The sequence below is a fragment of the Streptomyces sp. NPDC042346 genome, assembly GCF_055581845.1.
Genome location: NZ_JBVJEH010000001.1, coordinates 991,226 through 1,008,974 on the forward strand (window position 1 = coordinate 991,226; position 17,749 = coordinate 1,008,974).

A 17,749-nucleotide genomic window follows, 5' to 3' on the forward strand; every position below is an offset into this window, starting at 1 on the left:
ACGGGGCCACGGTTCGTCGTGTCCGGAACGGATCAGTCGAGCTTCAGCGTCGTCCTGGCCAGCTCGTACGCCGGGAGCATCGCCCGGTGTTCCGCCGTGTCGAGTCCGCCGAGGTGGACGATCACCGTCCCCTGCGGGGTCGCGACGGCGAAGGCCCGCTCCTCCTTGGTCTCCTCCATCACGTCGTTGTGGACGGTGTACGTCACCTCGGTGGCGGGCAGCGCGCCCGCCTTCGTCTCGCGGTAGACGACGGCCGAGCTTCCCTTCTCCGCCTTCACGAACGCTTCGAGGCCGGCCCGGGCCGGCCCCTCGCCCCTCGTCGTCCACACCCGCAGATAGCCGACGTGCCCGGCCGGCTTGGCGTCCACCTCGCAGCGGACCGTGGCCGGGCCCTGGCGCGTGAGCGCCGCGAACTCCGGGTTCTCGGGATCCTCGATCGCCTCCGGCTCCCACTTCTCCGCCAGCGCGAAGGAGACGGGCAGCGCGCAGGCCGTCCCCGGCCCGCCGAGGGGCTTGCCCGCGGCGACCGCGGCGGTCCCCGCCGTCGCCTTCGGGGCGGGGGTGGCCGTCGAGGCCGCCGCTGCCGTGGGCCGAGCGCCCTGGGTGATCTCGGGCAGCGGCTCGGGGGCGGCGCAACCGGCCGCCGACACCCCGCCCACCAGCAGGGCGACGGCCGGGACCATGATCCGTATCGGGTGTTCCATGCGCGTCAGAGTAGCCGCGCGAGCGGGCGGGACCGGGGCGGGACAGTGCTCAGGGACTCAGGGACTCAGGGGCTCAGGGGCTCAGGACAGCTTGCCGTCGTAGTCGGGCAGCTTGAAGGCCCGCTCCGCGTGACCGCCGACGATGTCGGTGGTGTTGTTGCCGATGTTCGCGACGATCGTGTAGCCCTTGGCCTCGATCTCCGCGCGCTTCTCCGTCTTGTACGCGCTGACCTCGGCGAACAGGTCGGGCAGCGAGCGCACGTACAGACCGTCGACCGGGTATCCGGCCCGCTTCAGGTTCCAGTCGGTCAGGGAGTGGATGATCCCCGGGCGGGCGGTGACGAAGAAGACCGCCACGCCCTTGGCGTGGGCGTCGCGGACCAGGTCCCGGACGTCCGCGATGGCCGGGGTCGGCAGCTCCCAGAAGGGGTGGAAGTCGGTCTCCAGGGAGGAGTTGTCGATGTCGAGGACGATGGCCTGCTTCTCGCGGCCGGCGTCCTTCGCGCGCTCTTCGATGTACGGGCGGGCTTCGGCGACGACGGCGGCCACGTCCTTGCGCCAGGTCGCGTAGTCCACGTCCGCGAGGGCGGCGGTCGACACCAGGTGGGTGTCCGGGTCGGACGCGGAGGCGGCGGGGGCGGGACCGACGACGAGGAAGGCCGTCAGGGCCAGTGCGCCCGTGGCGCCGGCGGCGACGCGCCTGCGCGCGGACGTGCGGGTGGGGAATGCGGAGGGCATGGGGGGCTCCCGAGTGGTCTACCGGCTCAGTGGTTGACATGCTCGCGGCCAATACTGGCCGGTAGGTAACGAGAGGTCTACCGGTCGGTAGCCAGTTTCTGAGCGGAGATCGACAACGCCCCCGGTCCGTACGGTGAAGGTACGGACCGGGGGCGCAGTCGGGAATCCGGACGGATCAGGCGAGACCGGGACCCCGCACCGGGATGTGCGTGAACGTCGGCTCGGGCGCCGGGTTCTGGAAGAAGTCGTTGCCCTTGTCGTCCACGACGATGAACGCCGGGAAGTCCTCGACCTCGATCTTCCAGACCGCCTCCATGCCGAGCTCCTCGTACTCGACGACCTCGACCTTCTTGATGCAGTCCTGCGCGAGCCGGGCCGCCGGGCCGCCGATCGAGCCGAGGTAGAAGCCGCCGTGCGCGTCGCACGCGGCCGTGACCTGGCCGGAGCGGTTGCCCTTGGCCAGCATGACCTTCGAGCCGCCCGCCGCCTGGAACTGCTCCACGTACGAGTCCATGCGGCCGGCCGTCGTCGGACCGAACGAACCGGAGGCGTACCCCTCGGGGGTCTTCGCCGGGCCCGCGTAGTAGACCGGGTGGTCCTTCAGGTACTGCGGCATCTCCTCGCCCGCGTCGAGGCGCTCCTTGATCTTGGCGTGCGCGATGTCGCGCGCCACGACCAGCGGGCCGTTGAGGGAGAGGCGGGTCTTGACCGGGTACTTGGTCAGCTCGGCGAGGATGTCGTCCATCGGCTGGTTCAGGTCGATCGTGACGACGTCGCTCTCCTCGGAGAGGTGCTCGTCGGTCGTCTCCGGCAGGAAGCGCGCCGGGTCGGTCTCCAGCTGCTCCAGGAAGACGCCCTCGGCGGTGATCTTCGCGACGGCCTGGCGGTCGGCCGAGCAGGACACGGCGATCGCGACGGGCAGCGAGGCGCCGTGGCGGGGGAGGCGGACGACGCGGACGTCGTGGCAGAAGTACTTGCCGCCGAACTGCGCGCCGATGCCGATCTTCTGCGTCAGCTCGAAGACCTTCTCCTCCAGCTCCTTGTCGCGGAAGCCGTGGCCGGTCTCGGCCGAGCCCTCGGTGGGCAGCTCGTCCAGGTAGTGCGCGGAGGCGTACTTCGCGGTCTTGAGCGCGAACTCGGCGCTCGTGCCGCCGACGACGATCGCCAGGTGGTACGGCGGGCAGGCGGCCGTGCCGAGCGAGCGGATCTTCTCCTCCAGGAACTTCATCATGCTCGCCTCGTTGAGGACGGCCTTCGTCTCCTGGTAGAGGAAGGACTTGTTGGCGGAGCCGCCGCCCTTGGCCATGAAGAGGAACTTGTACGCGCCGCCGTCGGTCGCGTACAGCTCGATCTGCGCGGGCAGGTTCGAGCCGGTGTTCTTCTCCTCCCACATGGTGACGGGGGCCATCTGCGAGTACCGCAGGTTGAGCTTGGTGTACGCGTCGTAGATGCCCTTGGACAGGGCCTCCTCGTCGCGGCCCGGGGTCAGCACGTTCTGGCCGCGCTTGCCCATGACGATCGCGGTGCCGGTGTCCTGGCACATCGGGAGGACGCCGGCGGCGGCGATGTTCGCGTTCTTGAGGAGGTCGAGCGCGACGAACTTGTCGTTGCCCGACGCCTCCGGGTCGTCGATGATCCGGCGCAGCTGGGCCAGGTGGGCCGGGCGCAGGAAGTGCTGGATGTCGTGGATCGCCTCGGCGGCCAGCGTGCGCAGCGCCTCGGGCTCGACCTTGAGGAACGTACGGCCGTCGGCCTCGAAGGTGGAGACACCTTCGGAGGTCACCAGGCGGTAGGGCGTGGTGTCCTCTCCCAGGGGGAGCAGATCGGAGTACGCAAACTCTGGCATGGCAGCCATTCCTCACTCGACAGACAGCGGCGCCGCCTCCCTTGGCCGCGCGTCCTCCAGCGTAGAACGAGGGCGCGGCCCGGATCCTGTGAGGTAAGGCTCACTGGCGAACGGGACCACGCCGATGTGGCGCGTTTCCGCTTCGTCCGCATCGTCTTCCACAGGCCCGGCCCCGCCCCCTGGTCGCGATCTATCGCGTTTCGCTAGGCTGGCTCCGTGGACCTCGAAAAGAAGCCCGAACCCGAGAAGCAGCCGCAGCCGCAGCGGTCGGCCGCTGCCGAACCCGCCCCGGCCGAGACCGCTTTCGCCGATCCGCGAGGCGCGCTGCGGGCGTCCGACGCGGACCGGGACCGGATCGCGGACATCCTCCGGGACGCCCTGGCCGAGGGTCGGATCGATCCCGAGGAGCACTCGGACCGGATCGACGCGGTCTACCGCGCCAAGACCGTCGGGGAGTTGGAGCCGATCGTCAGCGACCTGCCGGGCCCCCGGACCCGCCGGGATCCCGAGCCGGCGTACGACGACTACCCGGGCGACCCCGAGGGTGCCGCGGACAGCCTCGTCGCGATCTTCTCCAGCACCACCCGCAAGGGCCGGTGGCGGGTGGGCCGCAGGACGAACGCCTTCGCGCTCTTCGGCAACATCGAGATCGATCTGACCGAGGCGATCTTCGCGCAGCGGCTGACCACGATCAACGCCACGTCGATCTTCGGGAACGTCGAGGTGCGGGTCCCGGAGAACATCAGCCTGCGGGGCAACGGCAGCGGAGTCTTCGGCAACTTCGAGGTCGTGACCCTGGAGGGCGTCGATCCGCAGGCCCCGGTCGTCGTCGTCAACGGCTACTCGGTCTTCGGCAACGTCGAGGCGAGGCCCAAGCGCGGCAAGTGGATCACCGACCTCCAGAGCAAGCTGCGCAAGCACCTCGGCAACTGACGGCAAGCACCTCGGCGACTGACAACCAGCACCCGGGCGACTGACGGCAAGCACCTCGGCGACTGACAGGCAGGCCTCGCGGCGACTGGCAGCAGGCCTCGCGGCGTCGGGCGGGCCGTCGGCGTCGAGCCCTGGCGTCAGGCCCCGGCGTCGGCCGCCGGCGGCGGGACGATCTTCCCGGTCGAGCGCGGTGACCGGATTCCGCCCTGAGGTATCCGCAGTGCGGAACGGGACCGCACGCAGTGCATAGGCGCGCGCACAGCGGGTAGGGCTGCTGCATCGCCGCTCGCTCGCGAAGCCGTCGTCAGGAGTAGACCGTGCTGCCACTGCCGCATCAGCCCCTCCAGGTCGCCGCCGTTCCCCCTCAGCGCACACCTGCCCGGGAGGACGAGGCCGGCCCCTGGCACGCGGAGGCGGTGTGCCGCCGGGACGAGGCCGGGCTGTTCTTCGCCCCCTCCAAGGAGCCGACCGCCGCGCGGCTCGCGCGGGAGGAGGCGGCCAAGCGCGTCTGTGCCCGCTGTCCCGTGATGGTCGAGTGCCGGGAGCACGCGCTGATCCAGCCCGAGCCGTACGGGGTGTGGGGCGGGCTCACCGCGGCGGAGCGCCGCGTCGTCCTGGCCCGGCGCCGGCGGCGCGAGGTGGAGCTGAGGAAGGCGTCCGCGACCGACGGACGGATCGCCCAGGCGGGCTGACGGGGGAGCGGACGCCGTCGCGGCCCGTACGGGAAGGGGCGCCCCCACCGCACATGGGGGCGCCCCTCTTCGTACCGTTCGGGCGACTCGCTCGGCCTACTTGGCGCGGTCGAAGTCGATCTTGCTGTACGCGCGCAGCTTCGAGAGCCGGTGCGTCGAGTCGATCTGGCGGATCGTGCCGGACTTCGAGCGCATGACCAGCGACTGCGTGGTCGCCGTCTCGGCGCGGTAGCGCACGCCGCGCAGCAGCTCGCCGTCGGTGATGCCGGTCGCGACGAAGAACACGTTGTCGCCGCTGACCAGGTCGTTCGTGGAGAGCACCCGGTCCAGGTCGTGGCCCGCGTCGAGCGCCTTCTGCCGCTCGGCCTCGTCCTTCGGCCACAGCTTGCCCTGGATCACACCGCCGAGGCACTTGATGGCGCAGGCGGAGATGATGCCCTCGGGCGTGCCGCCGACACCCATGAGCAGGTCGACGCCGGTGCCCTCGCGGACGGCCATGATCGAGCCGGCGACGTCGCCGTCCGAGATGAACTTGATCCGGGCCCCGGTCTCGCGGATCTCCTTGACGATGCCCTCGTGGCGGGGGCGGTCCAGGATCATGACCGTGATGTCCTCGGGCGAGGAGTTCTTCGCCTTGGCGACCCGGCGGATGTTGACCGAGACGGGGGCGTTGATGTCGACGAAGTCGGCGGCCTCGGGGCCGGTGACCAGCTTGTCCATGTAGAAGACCGCGGACGGGTCGAACATGGTGCCGCGGTCGGCGGCGGCCAGGACGGCGATCGCGTTCGGCATGCCCTTGGCGTTGAGCGTGGTGCCGTCGATCGGGTCGACGGCGATGTCGACCTCGGCGCCGGTGCCGTCGCCGACCCGCTCGCCGTTGAAGAGCATCGGGGCTTCGTCCTTCTCGCCCTCGCCGATGACGACGACGCCGTTCATCGAGACGGTGGAGATCAGGGTCCGCATGGCGTTGACCGCCGCGCCGTCCGCGCCGATCTTGTCGCCGCGGCCGACCCAGCGGCCGGCGGCCATGGCGGCGGCCTCGGTGACGCGGACCAGCTCAAGGGCGAGGTTGCGGTCGGGGGCCTCGGGGGAGACGACGAGCTCGGGCGGCAGGTGATGGCTCTCGGTCATCGAAGCGCACCTTTCTGTACGGCGACGGCCGGGAACGGCGACGGCCGGGAAAACGAGGGTGTTCCGACTCTATCGGTACGTCGACAAAATGAGCAGAGGGGCCCACGTTTGAGCGCGACGCCCTGATGCGACCATGATGGGCGTGGCAGGTATGCGAGGTAGGCAGACGGTACGAGGGATGTTCCAGTCCCTCGGGGTGATCATGGTTGCTGCGGGAGTGATGTATCTCTTCATCCCGCACGACGAGAGCGCGGCGCCGGTCAAGGCGAAGGACTACCGCGTCGAGCTCCTGACGGCCCAGCGGGCGGCGCCATATCCGGTGCTGGCCCCCGAGGGGCTCGGGGCGGACTGGAAGGCGACGGTCGTCTCGTACAAGCGCGAGAAGGGCGACGCCTGGCAGCTCGGGTTCCTCTCCCCGGACACGCAGTACGTGGCGATCCACCAGTCGACGGCGGAGCCGGGCAAGTACGTGCCCGAGGTCACGCACGAGGCGAAGAACACCGGGAAGACCCAGACGGTGGCCGGCCAGCTCTGGCAGCGCTGGGAAGGGCCGAAGTACGACGCGTTCGTCCGTACGGAGGGCGGCGCGACGACCGTCGTGACCGGCACGGCCTCCTTCGAGCGGCTCGCCGAGATGGCGGGCTCGCTCAGGTCGCAGAAGGCCTGAGGAGCGACCGAGACGCACGGGAAGGGCCCCGCACTCCGTGAGTGCGGGGCCCTTCGTACGTGCCGCGTGTGCCGTGAGGCCGTGCGCGATCAGGCTCAGACGGTCGTGACGACGTCGTCGTAGGCCAGGCGCGGGGAACGCGGGAACCAGGCGTCCTCGCCCGGCTTGCCGATGTTGACGACCATCAGCGGGGTGTGGTCGTCGTCCAGGAACTCCTTCTGGAGCCCGGCGAAGTCCAGACCGGTCATCGGGCCGGCGGCGAGGCCGGCGGCGCGGACGCCGACGATGAAGTAGGCGGCCTGGAGGGCGGCGTTCAGCACGGCGGACTGCTCGCGGACCGGGCGCTCGGCGAAGAACATGTCCTTGGCCTGCGGGAAGTGCGGGAGCAGGGCCGGGAGCTCCTCGTGGAACTCGTTGTCGGCGGAGAGGATCGCGACCAGCGGGGCGGTGGCGGTCTTCGGCTGGTTGCCCTCGGACATGTGCTTGACCAGGCGCTCGCGGGCCTCGGGGGAGCGGACCAGGGTGATGCGCAGCGGGGTCTGGTTGAAGGCGGTCGGGCCGTACTTCACCAGGTCGTAGATCGCCTGGACCTGCTCGTCGGTCACCGGCTCGTCGGTGAACGTGTTGGCGGTGCGGGCCTCACGGAAGAGGAGGTCCTGGGCGGCGGGGTCAAGGGCGAGAGACATGCTGCGTACCTTCCGGACTGCGGATCAAGCGATGTCCTCGAATGTACGCGCATGATTGGTGAAACTTCAACTAATCCATCCGGATAGTGATCCGCTTCACTCCGAGTCTACGACAGGGCATGGGTGGGGCCGGGCGGGGGCGCCGGCAGTCCCGGGTAGGGCCTGGGCAGGGCGTCGGCAGTCCATCGGCAGGGCCTGGGCAAGGGGCGCCGGCAGTCCACGGGCAGGGCCGGGCGGGGTCGCCAGCAGCCCATCGGAGGGTCCGGGCAAGGGCGTCGGCAGTCCACCGGAGGGTCCGGGCAAGGGGGCCGGCAGTCCACCGGCAGGGCCCGGGCGGGGCGGACGCAGCGCACCGGCGGGGCGCCCAAGTCCACCGCCAGCCCGGCAAGCCAAGCCCACCGCAAGCCCACCTTCAGCCCGGCGGCAGTCCGCCTGCGGCCCACCGGCAGGGCCGCTCCGGCTACTCCTCCCCGCCCGCGGACTCCTCCTCGGCGGCGCGCTCCGCCGCCAGGGAGGCGTCGAGCCGGGCCCGCGCGCCCTCAAGGCGCCGCCGGCAGACCTTCGCCAGCTCCTCGCCGCGCTCCCAGAGCGCGAGGGACTCCTCCAGGGAGGTCCCGCCCGCCTCAAGCCGCCGGACGACCTCGATCAGCTCGTCCCGCGCCTGCTCGTACCCGAGCGCCGCCTCTTCCGTACCGGCTGCCGCCATGTGCTCCACCCTCCGTGTCGCTTCTCTCTCGATGATCTTCGGGCTCTGTTCAGGCCGGGCCGGCCACGTCCCCGCCCACGTCCCCGCCCACGCGCCGCACCGCGAACTCGCCCTCGGCGACCCGGGCCCGCAGCTCCTCGCCCTCCGCGACCTCCTCGGGGGAGCGGACCACCGCCCCGTCCGCCCGCTGGAGCACCGCGTACCCCCGCTCCATCGTCGCGGCGGGCGACAGCGCCCGGACCCGCGCCCGTGTGTGCGACAGCTCCGAGTCGGCCCGGTCCAGGAGGTGCCCGAGGACCCGCCGGCTCCGCGCGAGCAGCGCGTCGATCTCGTCCTCGCGGACCTCGACCATCCGCTGCGGATGCTCCATGACGGGCCGCGCGAGCGCGTGCGCGAGACCGCGCTCCTCGCGCTCCAGGAGCCCCCGGACGGTCCGCAGCGCCCGGTCCCGCAGCCCTCGGACGCGGTCGAGCTCCTCCCCGACGTCCGGTACGACCTTCTTGGCCGCGTCCGTCGGCGTCGAGGCCCGTAGGTCGGCCACCAGGTCGAGCAGGGGAGAGTCCGGCTCGTGCCCGATCGCGGAGACCACCGGCGTACGGCAGTCGGCGACGGTCCGTACGAGCTGCTCGTCCGAGAACGGCAGCAGGTCCTCGACGCTGCCGCCGCCCCGGGCGACGATGATCACGTCCACGTCCTCGTGGGCGTCGAGCTCCTTCACCGCCTGGACGACCTGCGGGACCGCCTTCACGCCCTGCACCGGGACGTTCCGCACCTCGAAGCGGACGGCCGGCCAGCGGCGTCGCGCGTTCTCCAGGACGTCCCGCTCCGCCGCCGAGGCGCGTCCGCAGACGAGCCCGATCAGATGCGGCAGGAACGGCAGCGGCTTCTTCCGGTCGAGCGCGAAGAGCCCCTCGGCCGCGAGGCTCCGCTTCAGCTGCTCCAGCCGGGCGAGCAGCTCGCCGATGCCGACCGGCTTGATCTCCACGGCCCGCAGCGACAGCTGCCCGCGCGGCGCGTACCACTCGGGCTTGGCGTGCACGACGACCCGGGCGCCCTCGGACACCAGGTCCGCGACCGAGTCGAAGACCTGGCGGTAGCAGGTGACGCCGATCGAGATGTCGTGCGAGGGATCCCGCAGCGTCAGGAAGACGACCCCGGCGCCGGGGCGCCGCGACAGCTGGGTGATCTGCCCCTCGACCCAGATCGCTCCGAGCCGGTCGATCCAGCCCCCGATCAGGCGGGAGACCTCACCGACGGGAAGCGGAGCTTCGGCGGACGTAGTCAGAGCCATGGACCGAGCGTAACGGCGCGGTACGACAACGTGTACGACCACGGCAGCGCGTACGACGACGGCGAGGCAGCGCGTACGAAGACGACGACGGCGAGGCAGCGCGTACGAAGACGGCGACGGCCGTGCGTACGACGACGACCAGGCGGCGCGTACGACGACGGCGACGGCCGTGCGTACGACGACGAGACGACCGGGCGGCGCATACGAAGACGGCGACGGCAGCGCGCAAGGCCGCGGCGACGGCAACGGCCTCGTCCCCGACCCGCGCACGCACGGCGACGTCAGGGCCGCGCGGGCGTCCGCGTCGTGCCCTGGAGGGCCAGGACGACGAGCCCGATCCCCAGCCACACCACGCCCACCACCTGCGCGGCGACCGAGGCCTCCACGATCACCGCGATCAGGATCGACGCCCCGACGACCGGCATCACGACGTGCTTCAGCCAGTGCGGCGGCCCCTCCGCGCGCCGAACCGCGAACCACCCCACCACGCTCGCGTGCAGCAGGACGAACGCCGTCAGCGCGCCGACGTCGACCACCGACACCAGATGGTCGAGACCGTCGTCCTGCCGCGCCGCCCACACCGCCGCGACCATCGTCACGGTCGCCGCCACGAGCAGCGCCACCCGCGGCACGCCCGCGTCCGTCCGGGCGAGCAGGTGCGGCAGCCGCCGCTCGCGGCCCATCGCGAAGAGCAGCCGCGCACCGGCCGCCTGCCCCGCGAGGGCGGCGAAGGCCGCGCCGATCGCCTTCGAGACCGCCACCAGGTCGTGCAGCCAGCCGCCGACCGACACCTCCACGGCGTCGTAGAAGGCGGAACCCTGCTTCGCCGGATCGGCGGCCAGCTCGGCCGACGAGACCGGTTCGAGGAGCGCCACGAGCCAGGTCTGCGCCACGAACAGCGCGCCCGCGAGCGCGAGGCAGAACAGCACCGCCCGCGCGACCTTCGCCGACCCGCCCGTGACCTCCTCCGCGAAGGAGGCGATCGCGTCGAAGCCCAGATAGGACAGCACCGCCACCGACACCGCGCCGATGACCGCGGCCATCGAGAACGAGGCGTCCCCGGTGAGCGGCGACCACCAGTCGCGCCGCGGCCCGTCCTGCACGAGCACCACCACCGCCGACACGACGAAGACCAGCAGGACGACGATCTCCATCGCGAGCACGGCGAAGCCGACCCGGGCCGCGGCCCGGACGCCCCACAGGTTGAGCAGGGTGGTGATCACCACGGCGATCCCGGTCCACACCCACCGGTCCACCTCCGGGACCAGCGCCTCCATCGCGATGCCCGCGAAGAGATAGGCGACGGCCGGGATCAGCAGGTAGTCGAGCAGCGCCATCCACCCGGCGATGAATCCCGGGCCTTCTCCGAGGCCCTTGCGCGCGTACGTGAAGACCGAGCCGGCCTGCGGCGCGACCCGGATCATCTGGGCGTAGCTGAACGCGGTGAACGCCATGGCGACGGTGGCCACGACGTACACCAGTGCGACGGCCCCGTGGGACTTGGCGTCGAGCGTGCCGAAGACGCCGACGGGAGCCATCGGAGCGATGAAGAGGAGTCCGTAGACGACCAGGTCGCGGAAGCCGAGGCTCCGGCGGAGATCGGTGTGTTCCTCGCGCGCAGCCACCTGCGGTTCCTCGGGCATGCGGTCAGTCTCGGCCACGGCACCGATCAATCCGCTGACCGACGCGGCCTTACGATGGGACGCATGACTGCAACGCCCGCGTCGACGCCCGAGTCCGCCCCCGCGACGAACCGCCCGAAGCGTGTCCTGCTCGCCGCTCCCCGCGGTTACTGCGCGGGCGTGGACCGTGCCGTGATCGCCGTGGAGAAGGCCCTGGAGCAGTACGGGGCGCCGATCTACGTGCGCCACGAGATCGTCCACAACAAGTACGTGGTCCAGACGCTGGAGCGGAAGGGCGCGATCTTCGTCGACCAGGCGACCGAGGTGCCGCCGGGCAACATCGTGATGTTCTCCGCGCACGGCGTCGCCCCGACCGTCCACGAGGAGGCCCGCCAGGGCCGGCTCGCGACGATCGACGCGACCTGCCCGCTGGTCACCAAGGTCCACAAGGAAGCCGTCCGCTTCGCCAACGAGGACTTCGACATCCTCCTCATCGGCCACGAGGGCCACGAGGAGGTCGTCGGCACCTCCGGCGAGGCGCCCGACCACATCCAGCTGGTCGACGGCCCCGGGGACGTCGCCAAGATCGAGGTCCGCGACCCGTCCCGGGTCGTCTGGCTCTCCCAGACCACGCTCTCGGTCGACGAGACGATGGAGACGGTCGACGCGCTGAAGGAGAAGTTCCCGCAGCTGATCTCCCCGCCGTCCGACGACATCTGCTACGCCACGCAGAACCGCCAGATCGCCATCAAGGAGCTCGCCGGCGAGGCCGAGCTCGTGATCGTCGTCGGCTCGAAGAACTCCTCGAACTCGATCCGCATGGTCGAGGTCGCCAAGCAGGCCGGCGTCCCCGCCGCCTACCTGGTCGACTTCGCGAGCGAGATCGACGAGGCCTGGCTGGAGGGCGTGACCAGCGTCGGCCTCTCCTCCGGCGCCTCCGTCCCGGACATCCTGGTCCAGGAGGTCCTGGAGTGGCTCGCCGAGCGCGGCTACGCGGACGTCGAGATCGTCAAGACGGCGGACGAGTCCCTGACCTTCTCGCTCCCCAAGGAGCTCCGCAACAAGGACCTGCGGGCGGTGGCGGAGCAGCTCGGCAAGGGCGATCCGGTCGCGGCCGCGGCGGAGTGACTCCACGCGCCGGGGAGTCACTCCACAAGGAGTAACTCCGCCCCACAGCCCTTACGGTGGGTCCATGAACGTCTTCGGAGTGGACATCGGCGGCTCGGGCATCAAGGGCGCCCCCGTGGACCTGGAGCGCGGAGCGCTCACCGAGGAGCGCCACAAGGTACTGACCCCGCAGCCCGCCACACCCGACGGTGTGGCGGGCTGTGTCGTGGAGGTCGTGGAGCACTTCGGCTGGACCGGACCGGTGGGCGTGACCTTCCCCGGTGTGGTGACGGGTTCGACGATCCGTACCGCGGCCAACGTCGACAAGGCCTGGATCGGCGTCGACGCCGGCACCCTCCTGAGCGAGCGGCTCGGCGGCCTCCCGGTGACCGTCCTGAACGACGCGGACGCGGCCGGCGTCGCGGAGATGACCTTCGGCGCGGGCCGGGGCCGCAAGGGCACGGTGATCCTGCTGACGCTCGGCACGGGCATCGGCTCGGCCCTCTTCGTCGACGGCCGCCTCGTGCCCAACACGGAGCTGGGCCACCTGGAGCTGAAGGGCCACGACGCGGAGACACGGGCCTCGACGAAGGCCAAGGAGGACGAGGACCTCACCTGGGAGCACTGGGCGAAGCGCCGGCTGACGAAGTACCTCGCGCACGTGGAGATGCTGTTCTCGCCGGACTTGTTCATCATCGGCGGCGGCGTCAGCCGCAAGGCCGACAGGTTCCTCCCGCTCATCGAGGGCATCCGCGCGGAGATCGTCCCGGCGGAGCTCCAGAACAACGCGGGCATCGTGGGAGCGGCGATGGCGGCGGGCGAGGCCTGAGGCCGCCGCCAGGTCCGATAAGCGGACGGACGGACGGGCGGGCGGGGCGTTAGGCGACGGGGCGGGCAGGCGCTGGGCGACGGACGCTACGCGCCGGGCCGACGGACGCTACGCGCCGGGCCGACGGGCGCTACGCGACGGGGCGGCGGCCCGGCGCGGAGGGACGCCCACTCGGCTTCTCACCCGCACCGGAAGCCACCCGGCCGCCACCGACACCGGCACCACCACCACCGGCGGCAGCGGCCGCGGCGGCGCGGTGCTGCCGCCTCCCCATGTCCCGTACCTTCCGCACGCTCGTGATGAGCCCGGCGACGAGGGTGCCGCCGTAGAGCCACCCGGCGTGCACGGCGAGCGCGGTCACGACGGCCATGGCCTGGCCGCCGAGTCCACCCGTACCGCCCGCGATGGGGACGACCCCGACGGCGAAGGCGATGGGCACGCCGATCGGGGCGGTGACGAGGTCGGCGGTACGGACCCACAGCGCGGTCAGGGCGCTGACCGGCAGGAACAGCAGCCCGAAGACGATCGGGGAGCCGTCGAGGATCAGCCGGTCGAGGAAACCGATCACCAGCATGGCGGCGGCGGCGAACAGACCGGCGCCGAGGCCGGTGAGCCGGGGCGAGGGGAGCCGTCGCAGGGCGAGGACGACGGGCGGCACCGGCCGTGCGCCCGGCGGCCGCCCCGTACCGCGCCCGGGAACGGCGGCCCCCGCGGCCCCGGCCCGCTCCATACGGGCGCCGCCGGCGCCCCGACCGGCCCTGCCGGTCACGCGGTACACGGCCGCGCCCTCGACGAGCGCGGCCGGTGCGGCGGGCGCGATGGGTGCGACGGGCGGTGTCACGGGCGTCACGGGCGGCGTGACGGGGTTTTGCGGCCGTCGGCGGCCTCGCGGCTGACTTGTCCTGTGCTGCTCCACCCCACCAACGTAGGTCGGGAATGGGCGGGAAGCGGGTCCGGGACACGCCCTTTGGGTGACCTTGCCCCCGAGATCGACCGAAGGTCGGCGTCACTGGCCGGTTCGCCCCGCCCGTAAACTGGGGGATCGGCCCACCATCCACACTTCAGGAAGTCGCCACCGTGTCGCTCACGATCGGAATCGTCGGTCTGCCGAATGTCGGCAAGTCGACCCTGTTCAACGCCCTGACCAAGAACGACGTGCTGGCGGCCAACTACCCGTTCGCCACGATCGAGCCCAACGTCGGAGTCGTCGGCGTCCCCGACGCCCGCCTGGCGGTCCTCGCGGGCATCTTCGGCTCGCAGAAGATCCTCCCCGCGACGGTGGACTTCGTCGACATCGCCGGCATCGTGCGCGGCGCCTCGGAGGGCGAGGGCCTCGGCAACAAGTTCCTCGCGAACATCCGCGAGTCGGACGCGATCTGCCAGGTCATCCGCGCCTTCAAGGACGAGAACGTCGTCCACGTCGACGGCAAGGTCTCGCCGAAGGACGACATCGAGACGATCAACACCGAGCTGATCCTCGCCGACCTCCAGTCGATCGAGAAGGCGGAGCCGCGCCTGACGAAGGAGTCCCGCCTCCAGAAGGAGAAGGTCGCGGTCCTCGCGGCCGTCCTCGAGGCGAAGAAGATCCTCGAGGCGGGCGACACGCTCTTCTCGAAGGGCATCGCCAAGGGCACGGAGCAGGGCGACCTCCTCCACGAGCTGCACCTCCTCACCACGAAGCCCTTCCTCTACGTCTTCAACGTCGACGAGGACGAGCTGACGGACGAGGCCTTCAAGGACGAGCAGCGCGCGCTGGTCGCCCCCGCCGAGGCCATCTTCCTGAACGCGAAGCTGGAGCAGGAGCTCATCGAGCTGGAGGACGACGAGGCCCTCGAACTGCTCCAGTCGGTCGGCCAGGACGAGCCCGGCATGGCCACCCTGGGCCGCGTCGGCTTCGCCACCCTGGGCCTCCAGACCTACCTGACGGCAGGCCCGAAGGAAACCCGCGCCTGGACGATCAAGAAGGGCGCCACCGCCCCCGAGGCGGCCGGCGTCATCCACACCGACTTCCAGCGCGGCTTCATCAAGGCGGAGATCATCTCCTTCGCCGACCTGGTCGAATGCGGCTCGGTGGCAGAGGCCCGCGCGAAGGGCAAGGCCCGCATGGAGGGCAAGGAGTACGTGATGCAGGACGGCGACGTGGTGGAGTTCCGCTTCAACGTGTAGTGGGTGACATACCACCACTTCGCTAATCTGGCAAACATGCAGGTCAGAAGGGGTCCGACTCTCGGGAGTCGGGCCCCTTAGTTTTTCCCGTGCTGGATCGGTGCTGGATAATCTGACACGTCGTCACCCCTCATCACCCCTCATCATCCGCACTGTGCTGGATTCGTGCTGGGTGGACGAAGGCCGTCGGAGTCGCGACGTGAAACCCCGTCGCGAGGTTCCTGATCGTCTTCTCCTACCGGCGAACGGTCGATCCTGAAGGCGCTGTGAGCGCGAGGTGAGGCGTCCGGTATGCGCCGGATTCTCCCTGCGGTGGAACGGGCTGTTGCGAGCTGCGCATCCTCCCCCCGGTTGGTCCTAATACATCCGCAGGATGACTTGGAAGATCCACTTTGTGCGACGTTTCTTCGAACGTGCGTTCGCATGTTAGAAGTAAACGGAACTGTTCATTCAGGGGGAAGGAATTACCTGCCGTGTCCCACCGACGCTCACGCCTGTCTGCCTCTCTCGCCCTGCCGCCGAGAGGTGAGCCCGATAGAAAGATCGCGATCGGGGCGTGGAGTCTGCTGGCCACGGGCCTCGTCTTCACCGCCACGCTCGGGTTGGTGGAGCACTCCGCTCCCGGTCGGGAGCAGGTTCCCGATCCCGCCTCCGCTGCTCCGGACGTGGTGCTTGACGACGACGGTGTGTATCGCCACCAGCCGGCATCCGGCTACGTGCCCACGTACTTTGATGGGCATGGAGGGATCGCCGGGGTCCCGCTCACCGCGGAGCAGCGCGAGGCAGTGGTGCGGGAGGCCCGACGGCGTGGAGCCTCCGCCGAGGATGCGCACGCGCTTGCGTACGGAGAGGGCACCTCCCCGCTACGTCCGGAGGGCTCCACGAAGAGGCCGCCGTCCACCGGGATGACGGTCCTGGCCTCCGAGCCGCTCTATCGCGAGGTGGCCCCGCTCGAAGAGCGGGCCGCGGAGAGTGACGACGGCCGCGCCACCCCCGCTCGCCCGGAGCCGGGGATCAAGTCCGAGAGCGGCGGTCGGCAACAGTCCGGCAGGCGAGAGGGGGAGGGCAAGGAGCGGGCTAAGCAGGACGGCCTGAAGGAGCACATGAAGAACATGATGGAGTCGGTCGTCCCTGACCCTGTCGAGGAACCGCTCAGCAAGTTCTTGGGGCCGATGAATCCCTTCCGTGCCTACATGCAGGCCATCAGCCAGCCCGGCTCGGAGCCCACCTTCACCGTGTCGCCGCCGGACGATGGAGTGGTAACCATCACCGCGGCTACTCAGGTGACCGAAACCATGGCTGTGACCGTGGAGGTTAAGGCGCCAGTCGAGGAGGCCCCGCACACGGCGCCCCCGACGGTCTCGGTGACCGTCACCAACCCTGAGACGGATGCGGTGACGGTCATTTCCGAGGGGCAGACGGTGTCTGGCGGCAACGCAGACATCCCGAGGGTGGCCATAGGTGAGGTGGTCGAGGCGGTCGTGGCCGCAGCCGCTGAACCCGACGCGGGGCGGGCTGACGAGCAGTCTGCCGACGAGGCGGCCCAGGAAGCCAAGGAGGCTCTGAAGCCCCTCCATGAAGCCGCCACCGAGGCCGCTGTCGCGCCGAGCCTTACGGGCGAGGAGTAGCTCAGCTACGGCGCCTCGGCCAACTCCGAGGCGCCGTGCCGGGTGAGCTTCTTGCAGACCGCGAGCGCAGTCTTCGTGGCATCCGGCCCGGTGAGGCGGACGTCGATTGCAAGCGCGGGTTCGACGGAGAAAGCTCGTGCCCGGACGGTGTACGTGACCTCGTTGCCGTCGTCGTTGGTCTTGACGTACCCCGCCAGGGGCGCGTTGCAGAAGCCGCCCATCTGTCGCAGCACCACGCGCTCCGCCTCGGCCTCCGTCTCCGTCTCCGGGTGGTGCAGCTTGGAGATGCGCTTGCGGGTCTCCATGTCGTCCTCGCGGGTCTGGAGGGCGATGATCGCGGCACCGAGCGGCGGGCAAATGATCTCGGGGCTGATCCGCTCGCCGATCCGGTGTCGCAGGCCGAGCCGCTCCATGGAGCACGAGGCCACGACCAAGGCGTCCACCTCGTGCCGGAAGAGCGCCTCCAGGCGGCTGTAGACGGGACCGCGCAGGGAGACGACCTCAAGGTCCGGGCGGTAGGTCCGCAAGGCGGCCGAGCGGCGCACGGAGGCAGTCCCCACGGTGGCACCAGGGAGTAGCGTGTCGAGAGTGCCGGCCGGGTCGCGGGTCACGAGGCAGTCGCGGACGTCGTCACGGCGCAGGTAGGCGGCCATGGTCAGGCCCGGAGTGTCGTGCGTGGGCGCGTCCTTGAGGCAGTGGACTGCGACGTCAATCTCTCCGGCGAGCAGGGCGGACTCGATCTCCTGGGAGAACACGCCGTCCGACTCCAGGGAGGCGCGGGCGTCCTCGCGGTCGCCGCTCTCTCCGGAGAAGGGGCGTAGCAGGGTGGCGTCCGGTGCGAGGGCTGCCAGGATGGGTGCGGACTGGGCGAGGGACATGCGCGAGGAGCGAGCGCCGATGCGCAGGGGCGTCTTCATCTGAAGGCTCTCCTTTGGTGACAATCTGTCGGAAACTGCATGGATCTGGTGCAAGTACGATTGAGCGTCAACAGACCTGCGTCAGC

General features: G+C 70.7%; 17 protein-coding genes. 7 read left to right on the top strand and 10 right to left on the bottom strand.

Features of this window, described 5'->3' with window-relative positions; translation table 11 throughout:
• Positions 1-32 precede the first annotated feature (32 nt).
• The 3 genes from ACZ6K0_RS04635 to ACZ6K0_RS04645 all read right to left on the bottom strand — a co-directional run bounded on the left by ACZ6K0_RS04635 (position 33) and on the right by ACZ6K0_RS04645 (position 3,288).
• Positions 33-704, bottom strand: coding sequence for a lipoprotein (locus tag ACZ6K0_RS04635; RefSeq protein ID WP_469227866.1), 672 nt, complete (start codon positions 702-704; stop codon positions 33-35).
• Between the two features lie 81 nt (positions 705-785).
• Positions 786-1,442 (bottom strand): HAD family acid phosphatase, encoded by a 657-nt coding sequence (locus ACZ6K0_RS04640; RefSeq protein ID WP_469227864.1) that lies wholly within the window; start codon positions 1,440-1,442, stop codon positions 786-788.
• A gap of 175 nt (positions 1,443-1,617) precedes the next feature.
• Entirely contained in the window at positions 1,618-3,288 is a 1,671-nt protein-coding gene (locus ACZ6K0_RS04645; RefSeq protein ID WP_376402231.1) for a fumarate hydratase, read from the bottom strand.
• 216 nt (positions 3,289-3,504) lie between these two features.
• On the opposite strand from ACZ6K0_RS04645, the gene ACZ6K0_RS04650 reads away from it, so the two are divergent.
• A complete protein-coding gene (locus ACZ6K0_RS04650; RefSeq protein WP_376402234.1) occupies positions 3,505-4,221 on the top strand; it encodes a DUF1707 SHOCT-like domain-containing protein in 717 nt (238 codons plus the stop codon).
• 317 nt (positions 4,222-4,538) lie between these two features.
• A complete protein-coding gene (locus tag ACZ6K0_RS04655) occupies positions 4,539-4,913 on the top strand; it encodes a WhiB family transcriptional regulator (RefSeq protein WP_376402237.1) in 375 nt (124 codons plus the stop codon).
• Positions 4,914-5,009: 96 nt separating this feature from the next.
• Here ACZ6K0_RS04655 and glpX read toward each other — a convergent pair whose 3' ends face one another.
• Positions 5,010-6,044, bottom strand: a complete 1,035-nt coding sequence (gene glpX, locus ACZ6K0_RS04660) for a class II fructose-bisphosphatase (protein WP_376402240.1) — start codon at positions 6,042-6,044, stop codon at positions 5,010-5,012.
• Between the two features lie 133 nt (positions 6,045-6,177).
• Here glpX and ACZ6K0_RS04665 point away from each other — a divergent pair, with 133 nt between their 5' ends.
• Positions 6,178-6,711, top strand: a complete 534-nt coding sequence (locus ACZ6K0_RS04665) for a DUF4245 domain-containing protein (protein ID WP_469227861.1) — start codon at positions 6,178-6,180, stop codon at positions 6,709-6,711.
• Positions 6,712-6,806: 95 nt separating this feature from the next.
• Here ACZ6K0_RS04665 and ACZ6K0_RS04670 read toward each other — a convergent pair whose 3' ends face one another.
• From ACZ6K0_RS04670 to ACZ6K0_RS04685, 4 genes are all read right to left on the bottom strand, one after another.
• Positions 6,807-7,397 carry a malonic semialdehyde reductase gene (locus ACZ6K0_RS04670; RefSeq protein WP_376402246.1) on the bottom strand — a complete coding sequence of 197 codons (591 nt, stop codon included), beginning with the start codon at positions 7,395-7,397 and terminating at the stop codon, positions 6,807-6,809.
• Positions 7,398-7,857: 460 nt separating this feature from the next.
• Complete coding sequence (locus ACZ6K0_RS04675; RefSeq protein ID WP_376402249.1) at positions 7,858-8,103, bottom strand: exodeoxyribonuclease VII small subunit; 246 nt, start codon at positions 8,101-8,103, stop codon at positions 7,858-7,860.
• 49 nt (positions 8,104-8,152) lie between these two features.
• Positions 8,153-9,394, bottom strand: coding sequence for an exodeoxyribonuclease VII large subunit (xseA, locus tag ACZ6K0_RS04680; RefSeq protein WP_469227859.1), 1,242 nt, complete (start codon positions 9,392-9,394; stop codon positions 8,153-8,155).
• 281 nt (positions 9,395-9,675) lie between these two features.
• A complete protein-coding gene (locus ACZ6K0_RS04685) occupies positions 9,676-11,037 on the bottom strand; it encodes an APC family permease (protein WP_469227857.1) in 1,362 nt (453 codons plus the stop codon).
• A 54-nt stretch (positions 11,038-11,091) separates the two neighbouring features.
• On the opposite strand from ACZ6K0_RS04685, the gene ACZ6K0_RS04690 reads away from it, so the two are divergent.
• On the top strand, positions 11,092-12,144 hold the full coding sequence (locus tag ACZ6K0_RS04690; RefSeq protein ID WP_376402261.1) for a 4-hydroxy-3-methylbut-2-enyl diphosphate reductase: 1,053 nt from the start codon (positions 11,092-11,094) through the stop codon (positions 12,142-12,144).
• Positions 12,145-12,208: 64 nt separating this feature from the next.
• Entirely contained in the window at positions 12,209-12,952 is a 744-nt protein-coding gene (gene ppgK / locus ACZ6K0_RS04695; RefSeq protein WP_469227855.1) for a polyphosphate--glucose phosphotransferase, read from the top strand.
• A gap of 130 nt (positions 12,953-13,082) precedes the next feature.
• Here ppgK and ACZ6K0_RS04700 read toward each other — a convergent pair whose 3' ends face one another.
• On the bottom strand, positions 13,083-13,682 hold the full coding sequence (locus ACZ6K0_RS04700) for a DUF6542 domain-containing protein (RefSeq protein ID WP_469228026.1): 600 nt from the start codon (positions 13,680-13,682) through the stop codon (positions 13,083-13,085).
• 347 nt (positions 13,683-14,029) lie between these two features.
• Between ACZ6K0_RS04700 and ychF the strand changes: the two genes are divergently transcribed.
• Complete coding sequence (gene ychF / locus ACZ6K0_RS04705) at positions 14,030-15,118, top strand: redox-regulated ATPase YchF (RefSeq protein ID WP_469227854.1); 1,089 nt, start codon at positions 14,030-14,032, stop codon at positions 15,116-15,118.
• Positions 15,119-15,591: 473 nt separating this feature from the next.
• Complete coding sequence (locus ACZ6K0_RS04710; protein WP_469575042.1) at positions 15,592-16,746, top strand: hypothetical protein; 1,155 nt, start codon at positions 15,592-15,594, stop codon at positions 16,744-16,746.
• Positions 16,747-16,751: 5 nt separating this feature from the next.
• Here the strand turns inward: ACZ6K0_RS04710 and hemC are convergent, their stop codons facing one another.
• The gene (gene hemC, locus ACZ6K0_RS04715; RefSeq protein WP_469575044.1) at positions 16,752-17,663 is read right to left on the bottom strand and encodes a hydroxymethylbilane synthase; all 912 of its coding nucleotides are present in this window, start codon (positions 17,661-17,663) and stop codon (positions 16,752-16,754) included.
• Positions 17,664-17,749: the final 86 nt, after the last annotated feature.

Bases quoted from the DNA above. Each gene is read 5' to 3' on its own strand.
- ACZ6K0_RS04635 (WP_469227866.1), bottom strand. From the start codon at position 704: ATGGAACACCCGATACGGATCATGGTCCCGGCCGTCGCCCTGCTGGTG.
- ACZ6K0_RS04640 (WP_469227864.1), bottom strand. From the start codon at position 1,442: ATGCCCTCCGCATTCCCCACCCGCACGTCCGCGCGCAGGCGCGTCGCC.
- ACZ6K0_RS04645 (WP_376402231.1), bottom strand. From the start codon at position 3,288: ATGCCAGAGTTTGCGTACTCCGATCTGCTCCCCCTGGGAGAGGACACC.
- glpX (WP_376402240.1), bottom strand. From the start codon at position 6,044: ATGACCGAGAGCCATCACCTGCCGCCCGAGCTCGTCGTCTCCCCCGAG.
- ACZ6K0_RS04665 (WP_469227861.1), top strand. From the start codon at position 6,178: ATGATGGGCGTGGCAGGTATGCGAGGTAGGCAGACGGTACGAGGGATG.
- ACZ6K0_RS04670 (WP_376402246.1), bottom strand. From the start codon at position 7,397: ATGTCTCTCGCCCTTGACCCCGCCGCCCAGGACCTCCTCTTCCGTGAG.
- ACZ6K0_RS04675 (WP_376402249.1), bottom strand. From the start codon at position 8,103: ATGGCGGCAGCCGGTACGGAAGAGGCGGCGCTCGGGTACGAGCAGGCG.
- xseA (WP_469227859.1), bottom strand. From the start codon at position 9,394: ATGGCTCTGACTACGTCCGCCGAAGCTCCGCTTCCCGTCGGTGAGGTC.
- ACZ6K0_RS04685 (WP_469227857.1), bottom strand. From the start codon at position 11,037: ATGCCCGAGGAACCGCAGGTGGCTGCGCGCGAGGAACACACCGATCTC.
- ACZ6K0_RS04690 (WP_376402261.1), top strand. From the start codon at position 11,092: ATGGGACGCATGACTGCAACGCCCGCGTCGACGCCCGAGTCCGCCCCC.
- ppgK (WP_469227855.1), top strand. From the start codon at position 12,209: ATGAACGTCTTCGGAGTGGACATCGGCGGCTCGGGCATCAAGGGCGCC.
- ACZ6K0_RS04700 (WP_469228026.1), bottom strand. From the start codon at position 13,682: ATGGAGCGGGCCGGGGCCGCGGGGGCCGCCGTTCCCGGGCGCGGTACG.
- hemC (WP_469575044.1), bottom strand. From the start codon at position 17,663: ATGAAGACGCCCCTGCGCATCGGCGCTCGCTCCTCGCGCATGTCCCTC.